This is a genomic window from Sphaerisporangium aureirubrum (assembly GCF_042658925.1).
Taxonomy (GTDB): domain Bacteria; phylum Actinomycetota; class Actinomycetes; order Streptosporangiales; family Streptosporangiaceae; genus Sphaerisporangium; species Sphaerisporangium aureirubrum.
This window is the reverse complement of record NZ_JBHSRF010000058.1, coordinates 45,901-59,537: the sequence shown is the minus strand read 5'-3', so window position 1 is coordinate 59,537 and position 13,637 is coordinate 45,901. Positions and strand designations below refer to the sequence as shown.

Annotated in this window: 10 protein-coding genes and 1 tRNA gene; 4 read left to right on the top strand and 7 right to left on the bottom strand. The window is 68.5% G+C overall.

Going from position 1 to position 13,637, the window contains the following annotated elements:
- Positions 1–242: 242 nt before the first annotated feature.
- Positions 243–316: transfer RNA gene (locus ACFP1K_RS29260), tRNA-Arg, on the top strand.
- A gap of 220 nt (positions 317–536) precedes the next feature.
- Here the strand turns inward: ACFP1K_RS29260 and ACFP1K_RS29255 are convergent.
- Positions 537–1,544, bottom strand: coding sequence for an HNH endonuclease (locus ACFP1K_RS29255; RefSeq protein WP_380759257.1), 1,008 nt, complete (start codon positions 1,542–1,544; stop codon positions 537–539).
- Positions 1,545–1,572: 28 nt separating this feature from the next.
- Here ACFP1K_RS29255 and ACFP1K_RS29250 point away from each other — a divergent pair, with 28 nt between their 5' ends.
- Positions 1,573–1,914, top strand: a complete 342-nt coding sequence (locus ACFP1K_RS29250; RefSeq protein WP_380759255.1) for a phosphoribosyl-ATP pyrophosphohydrolase — start codon at positions 1,573–1,575, stop codon at positions 1,912–1,914.
- A 64-nt stretch (positions 1,915–1,978) separates the two neighbouring features.
- Here the strand turns inward: ACFP1K_RS29250 and ACFP1K_RS29245 are convergent, their stop codons facing one another.
- From ACFP1K_RS29245 to ACFP1K_RS29220, 6 genes are all read right to left on the bottom strand, one after another.
- The gene (locus tag ACFP1K_RS29245) at positions 1,979–3,508 is read right to left on the bottom strand and encodes a protein NO VEIN domain-containing protein (RefSeq protein ID WP_380759253.1); all 1,530 of its coding nucleotides are present in this window, start codon (positions 3,506–3,508) and stop codon (positions 1,979–1,981) included.
- A 97-nt stretch (positions 3,509–3,605) separates the two neighbouring features.
- Positions 3,606–5,669, bottom strand: coding sequence for a CotH kinase family protein (locus ACFP1K_RS29240; RefSeq protein WP_380759251.1), 2,064 nt, complete (start codon positions 5,667–5,669; stop codon positions 3,606–3,608).
- Entirely contained in the window at positions 5,660–6,490 is an 831-nt protein-coding gene (locus tag ACFP1K_RS29235; protein WP_380759249.1) for a polyphosphate polymerase domain-containing protein, read from the bottom strand. The genes ACFP1K_RS29240 and ACFP1K_RS29235 overlap by 10 nt, the downstream gene beginning before the upstream one ends.
- Positions 6,487–7,092: a DUF4956 domain-containing protein gene (locus ACFP1K_RS29230; RefSeq protein ID WP_380759247.1), complete on the bottom strand. Its 606-nt coding sequence runs from the start codon at positions 7,090–7,092 to the stop codon at positions 6,487–6,489. The genes ACFP1K_RS29235 and ACFP1K_RS29230 overlap by 4 nt, the downstream gene beginning before the upstream one ends.
- Positions 7,093–7,529: 437 nt before the next feature.
- Positions 7,530–7,886, bottom strand: coding sequence for a hypothetical protein (locus ACFP1K_RS29225; RefSeq protein WP_380759245.1), 357 nt, complete (start codon positions 7,884–7,886; stop codon positions 7,530–7,532).
- 243 nt (positions 7,887–8,129) lie between these two features.
- Entirely contained in the window at positions 8,130–9,536 is a 1,407-nt protein-coding gene (locus ACFP1K_RS29220) for a CHAP domain-containing protein (RefSeq protein WP_380759243.1), read from the bottom strand.
- A gap of 155 nt (positions 9,537–9,691) precedes the next feature.
- On the opposite strand from ACFP1K_RS29220, the gene ACFP1K_RS29215 reads away from it, so the two are divergent.
- Positions 9,692–12,694, top strand: coding sequence for an AfsR/SARP family transcriptional regulator (locus ACFP1K_RS29215; protein WP_380759241.1), 3,003 nt, complete (start codon positions 9,692–9,694; stop codon positions 12,692–12,694).
- Positions 12,695–12,769: 75 nt separating this feature from the next.
- Positions 12,770–13,426: a M15 family metallopeptidase gene (locus ACFP1K_RS29210; RefSeq protein WP_380759239.1), complete on the top strand. Its 657-nt coding sequence runs from the start codon at positions 12,770–12,772 to the stop codon at positions 13,424–13,426.
- The last annotated feature ends 211 nt before the right edge of the window (positions 13,427–13,637 follow it).

Below are 13,637 nucleotides of genomic sequence, written 5' to 3'. Positions count from 1 at the left end.
TCCGCAAGAAACCCCACCAGCGCCCGTACGCTGTCAAGGTAACTCCGTATCGTCCCCGGCGACCGCCCCGCCGCCCGCAAAGCCACCTCCCAAGACCCCACCAGATCAAGCAGCGGCACCGACACCACCCGTCTTCGAGCCCGCACCACACCACCCCCCAAATCCGATACTGTTCAACCAGCAATCAGATATGCTACCGTCCACCACGACCACAGAACACCCTGCTCACCACCAAGTTCCAAGCGCCCTTAGCTCAGCCGGATAGAGCATCGGACTTCTAATCCGACGGTCGGGGGTTCGAATCCCTCAGGGCGCGCCCGCCAGACCAGGTCACCGACTGCTGACCTGGTCTTTTTGCGTGGATCGGCGACTGGCCTTCAGCCAGCGGGCAGTGTGCCGCTGCGTGTACGGAAACCGGGTCAGATCGTCATGGCGCACTGCCCTGCGCACTCCTCCAGAGCGACGCAGCCCAATCGCCACCTCGGTTGCGTGCGGGTGCACCGCGGCAACGGGTGCCGGGCTGAACCGCTCCGGCGTTATCTGAGGTCCTGATGTGCCCAAACGATCGGAAGTAGCTCGGTCGCCATTTGATAAGCGGACTTGAGGGTGGCGTGTCGGATGGCTGCGGTTTCGCCTGTCTGGGACATGAGTACTTCGCGCAGTGGATGGCGTGATTCGATGAGGTCGTTGTTGCGCCGCTCGAGCCAGGGCATCCAGGTTTCATGTGGGGCTCGATCTTGCTTTGCCTGGTTGCAGGGCTTGCAGGACAGGACCAGATTCCAGATGGCGTCGATGTCGGGACCGGGCCAAGGGCGGGTGCGCAGTTTCCAGGGCAGGACGTGCTCGACGACGGGCCCGGTTGTGGGGTTCTGGGTCATGATCGTGTTGCAGTAGGCGCAGCGGCCGTCTTGGTATCCGTTGAGGGCGGCGACGACTCCGGTGACGTTTTTGCGGCGTTGCTTGGTCTGGAGCATCAGGTTCTGGGTGTCAGGATCGTAGACCAGCGCGGGGGTGAGTACGGCGCCGGATATGCCCGTCGCCCATGCTGTCTCCACCAGCCGCCAACGGGCAGCGGTTTCGGAGCCTAGGTTTTCGGCGTGTACCGAGTGCGCGAGATGCAGTAGCTCGTCGCGGAGCACGAGTCCGGGGGTGCCGGGGGACTTTCGTTGGTCCTCGTAGTAGCGCACCGGGGCCTGATCGCCACCGAGCTGAGGGAACGCGTCGATTACGTTGTTGAAACCGAGGTGGACGGTTCGCCGGTGCAGTGCGTCACCGTCCAGTTCGCCTGCGTTGAACGCATGGCAGGCGTCCAGGAACTTGCTGCGGGCGGCGGTGCCCTGGCGAGGTTGGCGCTGAAGGGCCCGGCAGAGCAGTTCGGCGTACCGAGGCGCCAGTTCCTCGAGAGTGACCCGGTTCCGGCCGGTGGCGGCGATTTCCAGCAGCGTCGTGGCGAAGGCGAACTTGTAGGTGGCGGAGTTGGCGCCGTACAAGACGATGGCACGCCATACGCTCTCACCGGTGACCACGCCGCGTCGGTAATCCACGCGGACATTATGGGAAGAGAGTGATGTTTTGGGCCAGCAGCAGACGATCATCTACGGCAAGCTGGTCCGTGATCGGATCCCGGAGATCATCGAGGCCGGCGGCCGTACGGCCAAGGTGCGTGTCCTCGGTGAGTCGGAGCTGGTCCCCGCTCTGACGGCCAAGCTCGCCGAAGAGGCCGAAGAACTGCGTCTCGCTGAGCCTGGTGATCGACTAGAGGAACTGGCCGACGTCCACGAGGTGCTGGCAGTCCTCACCACGGCACTCGGATTCTCCGGCGAGCAGGTCCAGGAGGCGGCACGCCGCAAGCGGGTCGACCGAGGCGGCTTCAGCGGTCGGCTGTGGCTCGAAGAGGTGAGGTCGGCCGAGTGAGTCGTGCCTATATTCGGCCGTGATTGCCCTCCATCCTGAGCAATGATCCGCGTGGTGCGCTGAGTTAATCCTGCTGGTGTTGTTCTGGGAGACGGTAGCGGTAGCTGGTGGGGCGGAGATCGTGTTCGTCGGGTTGCCAGGTGGTCCAGCGCCGGCGGCGGCCGCCGTAGGTGCGTATGGCGCCGTCGGGGAGGCGTTCCCAGCTGATCTGGTCGATGACGACGAGGTCGGTGCGGGTGGTGCGGGCATGCGCGACTTCGTTGGAGGTCAGTTCGACGGTGTCGGCGGTGCCGGTTGAGCCTTTGACCTCGATATGGATCTCTTCGTCACCCTTGACTGCGAGCAGGTCATAGGACTCTGTGGTGCCTACGTCGTTGATGTCGTAGTCAGGATAGTAATCGAGGGAGCACCGCACGGCGTGTTCCTCGATCGCTTTACGGAGAACCGGATCGGCAATGTAGCCGGTTCCGGAGCGGTGACGGGGTTTGGTTTGCGAGGTGCCGGCTTGCCGGGCGCGAAAGGCTGCGAGGCCGTGAATCGGCTCGGTCATACCCGGGACAAGCTGGAGAAGTCCGGCTGGAACTTTGACTAGGTAGGCCTGGCTGGTGCGTATCGGCCGGCTGCCGGAAAAGACGAAAGGGAAGTAGAGCGGTCCGCTGACTTGGGTTCCCAGCTCATCCTTGAAGCGTCGGATCTGATCTTCTAGAGGCCGGAGAATCTCCTGCCCGATCGGGGAGGCCAGCGCGGTGTATCCGGTTAATTCGAAGCGCCAGGCGGGGCGTGGGCGGCCGTCTATGGGACGCTGACGGCCGTAGGTTCCACGGGCTTCCCACACGAGCCGGTCGTCGAACGGTCCGGCTGCCGCGATGGAGTGTCCCACGATGCCCGGGGCGGTGTTGAGGCCCTTGTGCCAGTGGAACACGATGTCCCCCGGGCGTACTGCTGTCACGAGGCTGTATGACCAATACTCTGCGCCGCTGCCGTCCAGGCGTGGGGCGATGAGGTTGCTGCCCAAGTCCGGTCGGGTTGTAATCTCCATCCAGTACCGCTCTGTGGGATCGTCCGCCCACCATTCATCAAGAGGCTTACGGGGCGGCGTGAATGCATCCTGTTCGGGTAGCTCGGCGGATGCCGGACGCGCGAGTTCGCCGGCCAGAAGAGCGGCGTCCGCGGTGCTGTAGCCGGGGACTGATAGTCGGAGCCGAATGCGCTTCGTGCCGTTGCCGGCCTTTGTCGCTTCGGGGACCTGGCCGATCAGGGACTGAGCCGTGCAGAGGCGGCGCCGCAGCGCGGCGATGTCGTCCGCGTCCTTCAATATGATCGGCTGCGCAAAGAGCCGACGTTTTTCTTCAGGTAGTGAACTGGTGATGCGCGAATCGACCACGCCATCCAGCAGTACGGCTCGCCGAGCCTTCAGCCGCCTTAACAACACTTCCAGCGCCCGCCGGTAATCGACATTCCTTGGTGCGCGGCCGGTCGAAGTCCTGCTGCCCGAACTGCTTTCCATCACCAACGACAGCAACTGGCCGGCTGGCTCTGCCTCCACCGAGTACTCGGCGTCCAGCACCTGCCCTTCATCGTCCATCGTCCGCATGACCCAACCTTGGCATGAAACGCCCTTTTGGGGTGGGCCCGTGGTGCGTTGGCGGTGTCGGTGCGCCACGGGCCCGTTCGTCGTGGTTAGTCGGGGGTCAGGGGCTGGTGCAGGTGGGGGTTGGGGTGGCTGAGGTGCCGTTGGCGGTGAAGCCGAAGGTTGTGGTGGCGTTGGGGGTGAGGGAGGCGTTCCAGGTTTCGTTGCGGACTGTTACGGCTGCGCCGGTGCCGGAGCGGATGCCTCCCCACAACTGGGTGATGGTCTGGGTGCCGGGCCAGGTCCAGTTTGTGGTCCAGCCGTTGATTTGGGTGTTGCCGGCGCGGACGGTGACCTCGGCCTGGAAGCCGCCGGGCCAGGAGTTTGTCACTCGGAGCGCTGCGGAGCAGGCGCCGGATGCCGTGGGGGTCGGGGTGGGGGTTCGGGTCGGGGTGGGGGTGACGGTCGGTGTCACGGTGGGAGTGACGGTCGGTGTCACGGTGGGGGTGGTGGTGGGGCCGCCCCAGCCGGCTGTTGAGTCCAGCCAGGCGGTGCGGCGGAGCATCCAGTCGCGCATCGCTTGGACCTGGCCTTGCCAGGTGGGGGCGGTGGGGGTGTTGAAGAAGCCGATCATGCGGGTGGAGAGGTTGGGCCAGCGTTGGAAGTTGCGTTGGGCGGCGTTGGGGAGGGGGCGGGTCAGGTTGTCGATTCTGGCTTGGAGGGCGGTGTCGGAGAACAGGCCGCGGCGGAGGGTTTGCCAGCGGGACTTGAGCTGGTTGACGAAGGCTGGGTCGCGGAGGAGTTGGGCGTACCAGTCGTTGGCCTGGGGCTGACGGGTTTGCTGGTATTGCCAGCCGGCTACCTGGTCGTTCTGGAAGAAGCCGCCTACGCCGAAGGTGAGGTCGAAGTCCCAGAGCGGGCCGGCGAAGATCTTGCCGCCTCGGTCCTTGTAGAAGTGGGCGCTGCGGAGATAGGCGTCCATTCCGCGGCTCAGCTCGTTGATGATCATGTGGTCGATGAAGGAGCCGACGTCGATGTACGCGGGGTAGCCGGTGGCCGGGTCGGCGAAGTTCGGGGCGCGTAGGACGTTGTGGAACTCCTGGAGGTAAGCGCGGAGCCATTCACGCTGTTCGGGCTGGAGAGGGGACGGGTCGACTACCTCCAGGTAGTTCCAGCAGGTGGAGGTGGGGCCGGTGCATGGGAGCGTCGGTTCCTCGGCGGCCATCCACTCGAACTTCCAGATGTAGCCGCCGGTGAGCTTCGGCAGGGTGATGTCTTCCTCGTCCAGCTGCTTGAGGTCGAGACGGTCCTTGGAGTTCTTGATCGTTTCGACGATCATGTAGACGCCCATGTAGTCGTTGGCGCCCACGGGGGTGGCGTCGGTGTTGAGGTAGAACTCGGCGAAGGCGTAGCGTGGGGCCTTCAGGCCCATCTCCCTGCCCAGGTCGTAGATGAAGGCCTCGCGGATCAGCGCCTTGTCGGTGAACGGGCCGCGCAGTACCCAGTCGGAGTCGGCGGGCATGCCGAGGACGGGGTAGTCGGCGTCGTCGTTGTCGTTGTCCCAGAACTCGAGGCGGTACGGGGTCTTCTCGAACGTGGCCGACGACTGTCCGCGCAGGTGGAAGCCGGAGCGGGTGGCGACCGCGGGGGCGGCGGCCAGTGAGGTCGTGCCGCCGGCGGGGGGTTGGAAGATCATGGTGGTGGCGTTGAAGTACTCCCGGGCGGGCTTGCCGGCGCCGTAGGAGTCGATCATGATCACGGGGAGGTCGTGGGCGGTGGTGGTGCTGCGGGCGGCGTACATGGCGGTGCCGGGTGCGCCGGACGCCGCCCCGCTGACGAAGGCTTGAGCGCGCAGCTGGGTGGTGCGGGTGAACTGGAGCGGTGCCTGGTAGAGAGGCGACTGCGCGGTGGGGAGCTGTCCGTCGGTGGTGTAGCGGATCTGTGCTCCGGTGATCGCGGTGCTCAGCGACACCGCCACCTGGTTTTGGAAGGTGCCGCTCGGCACGGAGAAGACGATGTCGCCGGTCAGGTCGTCCGCCGCGGCGGCGGCCGCGATGCTTGAGACGCGATCGGCCGGACGGGTGCCGGACGGTTCGGCGCTGGCCGATAACGGAGGTGGGGAGAGGATTCCGGCGAGAAGCACGGCGGCGGCCACGGCGCCGGTGCCGCGGAAGATCAGACGCACGATGCCTCCTGTTCGGGTCGATGGGAGATGGCCGGCGCCGGGTCCATCGACCAGGTGGCGCCATGGAAGTGGCGGCGCAGCGTCCGCCGCCACGGCACGTCGGGGAGGTCCTGGCGGAGAGCGGCCAGACCGGTGGCGTACTTGGAGATGCGTACGGGTCTCATCCCCGTCTGCCACAACATGCGGTCGACCGGCGTGGCGGCCGAGGTGGTCTTGGTCTCGACCACGGCGAGGCCGGGGAGTCGCAGCGTCGAGTCGCCGAGCCGCCAGGCGAGTTCGGTGTCGAGGGTGACCCGGCTCGCGGTGTCCGGCAGCAGCAGGGTGGCGCGGTGGTATTCGGTGACCAGGACCGGGTCGAAGGAGTTTCCGGCGGCGGGACCGATGGACTCGCGGGTGAGCGCCTCGTCGACGAACGCGCGCCCCGGGTGCACGTTGTCGCAGTCGTCCGGGTGGTACGGCAGCCGGTGCTTGGTGATGCTCTCGCGCCCGCCGCTGATCTTGACCTCGAGCCAGCACTGGGCGGAGTCGACGTAGGTGCGGGTGCGCACCTTGAAGCGCCGGCGCCTGCGGTACGCCGCGCCGTAGTAGCTGGTCAGCCGCGGGGTGTCGAAGTACACCGACTTGTAGCGGAAGTTGCGCTCGCCGTCGATGTCCAGCGCCTGGGCGTACGGCGTGAGGCGCTCCAGCAGGTGGGGCAGCGCCTCCGCCGGGACGAGGTACTTGCGGTCCACCCTGGTCTGCAGCGCGGCGCGGTCGATCAGCTCGGCGAGCCCGACGGGGGCCAGCCGTGTCAGGGCCGGCGCGATGAGTGCCGTGGTCATCGGTGCGCTCCGGAATGCGCGGGCGTGGCGGGTTCGGCGGTCAGGCCGCCTTCGCTCATCGCGTATCGGACGTCGACCACGGTGGTCTCGTTGACCATGTCGAGCCGCTGGACGGTGACGGCGTGCACGCGGGCGTTGAGCAGTTGTTCCAGGTGCGCGACGAGCACGTAGTGGTCGGTGATGGCCGAGTCGAGCACCAGGATCTGGTGGCGGTAGTTCCGGAGCAGCCGCCGGTGGTCGCCGAGGAACATCACCACGAGGATGAGCCCCATCAGGCCGCCGCTGAGGTACACCGAGGTGGTGCTCAGCGCGCCGAGGATGCCGAGGGCGAGCGCGGAGAAGTAGTACGCGACCTCGTGCTGGTCGAGTTCCGTCGAGCGCAGGCGGATGATGGACAGCACGCCGAACAACGCGAGCCCCAGCCCGAGCCCGGCTCCGACGTTGCTGGCGCTCAGCGCGCTGGCCACGGCGAGGACGCCGATGTTGACGCCCAGGTAGGCGACGACCAGGTCGCGACGGCGGTGACGGGGAAAGTAGAGCCCGAAGACGAGCAACGCCACCGCGCAGATGTCGATCGCGAACAGGACGAGCTGAGAGATCACGTTTGTTCCTCCTGAGCCGCCGCCGGGGTTGGCTGGGCACCGCCCGCCTCTGGGCAGGGGGTCCCGCGGGAACGATCGCCGAAACTTTCAGAGATTTGCAATAAACTTTCGGGAGCCCGAGCGGAACAATAAGTGAATGACAAGCGTGCAGTCAATGAACTTGACATTACGCACTGCGAATGGTCGATCACCCGGCCGCGACTCGGGAATAGAAGTTCTCCCTGGTCAACCTGGATGACATGCCAGAACCACCGCCATCCGGCCGGCGCGAAAGGCGACACGTACAACGGTGCGCCCACGCCACCCGGGATTGAAACGTTCGCTGTCCCCTGTCAGAAGGTGCGTGATCCGCGCGCGGCTGTGTCACCGAGGCGTGACAGCGCTCGCCGATGAGGTCGAGCATGGCGCGGCTGGGGTGAAGACAGACGCGCCTGCCGTCAGGCGGTGCCGCAGTACGGGCCCGGGGGGACGCCGTAGGCGTGGAACGTCATGCAGAAGACGTCGCCGGAGACCAGGGGCGGGCTCGGGTAGAACCAGCCCTGCATGTAGCCGGGCACGGTGAAGGCGGACATCGAACCGTTGGCGCGGGCTCCGTTGACCGTGGCGCTGAACATGAAGGTGCCGAGGGGTGGCGGCTTGATGGTGAAGACGAAGGTGCCGCCGCTCAGGCCCGCGCACACGGGGGCCTCGGGGATGCAGTACGGCCCGGCCGCCTGGGCGGGGGCGGCCGTCGCCAGCAGGGCGACGGGGAGGCACAGGGCCAGGAGGATCCGGGTGACCAGTTTGGAGGTCATGACTCACCCCGAGGTGGGTTCGCGGTGACGAAGGGCACGAGCATGGCGCTGGGGTGTGGCCGTGAGCTGATCTGACGATAACCCGGGCCGTCGTGCTGGTCCAGCGGGGATCACACGCGGGGACGTTGCCCGGTGAGGATGTCCGGCGGGGAGCGGATGCGGCCGCGCGCCGGCGGAAGCATGACGACCGGGAGCCCGTCCCGGTCGCCATGCTTCGAGGTGCCAGGTACATCAAGGGTTCCGTCAGGCGCCGTTCCAGTCGCCGGTGAGGATGACGGCAGCCGGGAGGGTCTCCAGGGCGGTGCCCCAGGCGTAGTCGGAGGCGCCGTCGCCGAGCGCGTCGCGGAGGTGGAAGGTGCCGTCGCGGCGGTCGTAGTAGCCGACGGAGTCCTTGCCGTCGCCGTTCCAGTCGCCGGTGACGATGACGGCGCCGGGGACGTCGGTCTCCAGGGCGGTGTCCCACGCGTGGTTGGAGCCGCCCGCGTCGAGCGTGTCCCGCAGGTGGTAGGTGCCGTCGGCGGGGTTGAAGTAGCCGAGCGAGTCCTTGCCGTCGCCGTTCCAGTCACCGGTGAGGATCACGGCCCCGGGGATGGTCTCGAGGTCGGTGTCCCACGCGTGGTTGGAGCCGCCCGCGTCGAGGTTGTCCCGCAGGTGGAAGGTGCCGTCGGAAGGGTTGTAGTAGCCGGTGGAGTCCTTGCCGTCGCCGTTCCAGTCACCCGTCACGATCACGGCGCCGGGCATGGACTCCAGGCCGGTGTCCCAGCCGTAGCTGGAGGTTCCCTCACCGAGGGGGTTGCGCAGGTGGAAGGTGCCGTCAGCCGGGTTGTAGTACCCGGTGGAGTCGCTGCCGTCGCCGTTCCAGTCGCCGGTCAGGACGACGGCCCCGGGGATGGTCTCGAGGTTGGTGTCCCACGCGTGGTTGGAGGCGCCGTCGTCGAGGCTGTCGCGTAAGTGGAAGGTCCCGTCGGCCGGGTTGTAGTAGCCCGTGGAGTCGCGGCCCTCCTGGGGCGGCTCGGGGGTGGACGAGCCGTTGACGGGGGCGCTGTAGCCGACGATGTCGGGGTTCGTGCGGGAGTACGAGTTGGACTGGACCCTGTCGCCGCTGTTGCCCTCGATCGTGTGGACCGTGCTGCTCGTCGCGCTCTTCACGATGCCGACGTGGTCGATGTCGCCGCTCTGGTCCCAGTCGAAGACGACCGCGTCCCCGGGCTGCGGGGTGTAGCCGCTCCCCCGGGTGTGCCAGGTCCCGTACGCGACGCCGTAGTTCTTGAACGAGGCGGCCCAGCCGTCGAGGACGCCGCCGCTGCCCTCGGGGACGTCGGCATGCTTCACGCCGGCCTTGCGCCAGACGTACTTGGCGAAGTCGGCACACCAGTCGCTGTCACGCCACTGCACGCCACCGGAGCTCGGGCAACCGGCCGACGGCTTCCACGGGCGGAAGAAACCGGTGTAGTAGTTGCACCCGCTGCCCATCGGGCTCTCGTGGTTGCGGGTGCCGTTGTCCAGCTCGCTCTGCGCGGCGGAAACGATCGCGGCCCTGCTCACCGCGAAAGCGGGCGAGGACATGACGGCCGTGAGGCCGGTGGCCACCACCAGCGCGGCGGCCAGTCCCGCGGTGAGCCGCCTGCCGGCGGCGCGGATCTCACTCATCGTGATCCCTCATCTCTCTTAGTCGTCCTGATCGGACACCGAGAGAGTGAGTGACCCTCCTGCAACTTCGCTGTAGATGGTGGTTGAGCCTGGTGCGTCCCGTAATAGGCCCCTTAGTCTCTGTGCAGCGAAGCCCTCGTCCTTGGGGAGGACGCATGGAGTTCCGGCTTCTCGGCCCGGTCGAGGCGTGGAACGGGGGACGGCAGGCGCATCTCGGCGGAGCCAAGCCGCGGGCGCTGCTCACCGCGCTGCTGCTCGACCGCGGCCGGATCGTGGCGGTCGAGCGGCTCATGGAAGTGGTCTGGGGCGAGAACCCGCCGCCCACCGCGCGTGCCGTGCTGCAGACCTATGTCGCGTCGCTGCGCCGGTCGCTGGAGGGCGCGGGCATGACCCCCGTGATCGTCTCGCATCGCGTCGGCTATCTCGCCGAGGTGCCGGCGGACGCGCTCGACCTGCTGGTCTTCGAGCGGCGGGTGGACGAGGGACGGCTGGCCGTGCAGGAGGGCCGTCACGCGCAGGCGCGGGAGAGTTTTCGTGCCGCCCTGGCGCTGTGGCGGGGCCCGGCCCTCGGCGGGATCGGCGACTCGTTCCTGCGTGCCGAGGCCGTGCGGCTGGACGAGTTCAGGCTGACCGTCGTCGAGGAGCGGGTCACGGCCGAGCTGGCGATGGGCCAGGGCGAGGAACTTCTCGACGAGCTGGCCGCGCTGGTGGCGCTCCATCCCGCCCGTGAACGGCTGCGCCGCGACCTCATGGTGGCGCTCTACCGGGCGAACCGGCAGGCGGACGCGCTGACCGTGTACCGCGAGGGCAGGCAGGTGCTGGTCGAGGAGCTCGGGATCGAGCCGGGGCCCGAGCTGCGGCAGGCGCACGAGGCGATCCTGCGGTCCGATCCGGCCCTGCTGACGCCCGCCCGGGGCAGGCGGCCCCGGCAGTTGCCCCCGCCGCCGGCCGACTTCATCGGCAGGGAGGACGAGATCGCGACGCTGCGCGCGGCGCTGCTCCGGCCGGAGGCGATGCCGATCTGCGTGATCTCCGGCGCCGGCGGCATGGGCAAGTCGGCCCTCGCGCTCCGGGTGGCCCACGAGGTCGCCGGGCTGTTCCCGGACGGCCAGCTGCACGTCGAGCTGCGCGGCACGAGCGACGCCCCGGCCGGGCCCGAGGAGGTGCTCGGGAGGCTGCTGCGGGAGCTCGATCCCGCCACGACGCGGCTGCCCGCGACGCTGGAGGACCGGGCCGGCCGTTACCGCACGCTGCTGGCCAACCAGCGCAAACTGGTGGTCCTGGACGACGCCGCGACCGAGGCGCAGGTGCGGCCGCTGCTGCCCGGCGGGTCCGGCAGCGCGGTCCTCGTCACCTCGCGCAATCGGCTCGTGGGGCTGGCGGGTGCCACGTTCGTGGAGCTCGGCGTCCTGCCCTCGGATACGGCGGTCGACCTGTTCGCGCGGATCGCGGGTGAGGGCAGGGTGGCGGCCGAGCACGAGGCCGCGGACGCCATCGTGAGGCTGTGCGGGCGGCTGCCGCTGGCCATCCGCATCGCGGGCGCCCGGCTGGCCTCGCGCCGCCAGTGGCCGCTGGCGCGGCTGCTCAACCGGCTGGCCGACGAGCGGCGCAGGCTGGACGAGCTGACCGTCGGCGACCAGCAGGTGCGGGCCGGCATCAGCCTGAGCTACGCGTTGCTGCCGCCCCGGGCGCGGACGGCGCTGCGCCGCCTCGGCCTGCTGGGCCTGCCGTCCTTTCCCGCATGGGTGGCCGCGTCCGCGCTGGAGACGGACGTGGACGAGGCCGAGCGGATCCTGGAAGACCTCGTGGACGTCTCGCTCGTCGACGTCGAGGGCGTCGACCCGATCGGGCAGCTCCGTTACCGGCTGCACGACCTGATCCGGCTGTTCGCCAAGGAGCGCGCCCTGGCGGAGGACGACGCGGCGGCCCGCAACGCCGTCGTCGCCAGGGTGCTCGGCGGGTGGATCTGGCTGGTCGAGCGCATCAACGAGGCGGCGCCGCCGTATCTCATCTCGGTGCCCGCCTCCTACCGGCTGGCCCGCCCGGTGGACGACGAGGTCATGCGACTGGTGGTGGCCGATCCGCACGCCTGGTTCCGCGGCGAGCAGGAGGCGCTGATCGCCGGGGTCGAGCTCGCGGCGGCGTCGAACCTGGACGACCTCGCCGTGGAGCTGACCGCCGCGCTGGCGTGCACGGCGTTCGGCGGGCACCAGTACGTCTTCGACGACCCGTTCGCGAGCTGGCACCGGACGCACGAGGCGGCGCTGTCCGCGGCCCGCCGCATGGACAACGCCCTCGGCGAGGCGACCCTGCTCGCGGGCCTCGGGCAGCTGCACTACGAGCGGGACCTGTTCGCCGAGTCGCGTGCCTACCTCAGCCAGGCGCTGTCGATGTTCCGCGCGGCCAAGGACAGCCGCGGCGAGGGCGCCGCGCTCGCCGCGCTCGGCGCCGCCTGCCGGGAACAGGGGTACCTGCCGGAGGCGCTGCACTTCCTGGACCGGGCACGGGAGCTGCTGACCGGCCACGACGACGCCTCGGCGCTCGGCCACGTGCGGCGATTAGCCGGCACCGTGCGGCTGGAGATTGGGGACTACCCGGCCGCGTGGTCCGATCTGGAGGAGGCGCTGGCGCTGTTCACCGCCGCGGGGTCCCGCCGCGGCCAGGGCCTGACGTTGCGCAGCATGTCGCTCTACCACCGCGCCAGGGGCGAGGCGGGCCGGGCCGAGGAGCTCGCCCGGCGCGCGCTGGCCGTCTTCCAGGCGGCCGACGACCGCATGATGGAGGCGTACTGCGTGCGCGCGCTGGCCAAGGCGCTGCTGCGTCAGGGCAGGTTCGACGAGGCCAGGGAGCCGTTGCGGGAATCCCTCACGCTGCTGCGCACGCTGCAGGACTCGTTCGGCGAGGCGTGCACGTTGCGCACGCTCGGCGAGCTGCACCTGGCCGAGGGGCGGCTGTACCAGGCCAAGGAGTGCCTGGAGGAGTCGCTGCGGATCTGGGAACGCCTGCGCGCCGCTTTGTTCCGGGCCCGTACCCTCCGCGATCTGGCCGGCGTGCACGAGGCGCTCGGCGACGCCGCCACCGCCGAGACGACCCGGGCCGAGGCCGTGGAGGTCTTCCGGCTGCACGGCTCCAGGGAGTACGGCGAGTTGTCGCTGTAACCCGGATTACAGCGGACTTGTAGCGGCCGGGCCGATGCTGCGTCATGCCTCCCCGATCCGCCCACGGAGGGCTTCATGGCGCAGCACGTTCTTCTGTCCGACCCGCGAATCGCCGCCATGCCGGTGAAGGAGTCCGGCGAGCCTCTCATCGATCTCCGGAACGACGAGGTCATCCGGGTGGACCTCCGGCTGGCCGATCTTTTGGGCGCCCACGCGCAGGTCCGGCTCGGCGTCGCCGACCGTCTGACGGCCGCGCAGACCCAGCTCCCCCGCGGCCTGCGGCTGCTCCTCGTGGAGGGATATCGACCGTACGCACTACAGGAACGCTACTTCGCGAACTGCCTGACCAGGATGCGGCGGGCGCATCCCGGCTGGACGCCGGACCGGCTGCGCGCCGAGGCGGGCAAGTACGTCTCGCCGCCCGAGGTGGCGCCGCACGTGGCCGGCGGGGCGGTCGACGTCACACTGTGCACCGTGGACGGGACCGAGCTGCCGATGGGCACGGAGGTCAACGCGACACCTCCGGAGTACGGCACCGAGTGCTACACGGGGTCGCCGGAGATCTCGGCGGAGGCGAAGGGGAACCGGCAGGTCCTGATCGCCGCCATGACGGCGACGGGATTCGTGAACTACCCCACCGAGTGGTGGCACTGGTCCTACGGCGACCGCTACTGGGCGTTCGTCATGAGGGCGCCCCACGCCCGGTACGGGCCGGCCGACTTCGCCGGGTGAGCGCGGGGGCGCCGTCTCCGGTGATGTTTGGGAATTTCCGCAAATCAGGAAACTTACCTCGCCAGTCCTGTAAGTACGGTTCACATGCCACAGGGGCGCATGCGAATCACCAGGTCAGGCATCTTCCGGTGAACTGATGGAATTTCCCGGTATTTTCGGCCTTGACGTCTTTAGACACCCTAAGTAATGATCCGGAGATATTTATGAACAG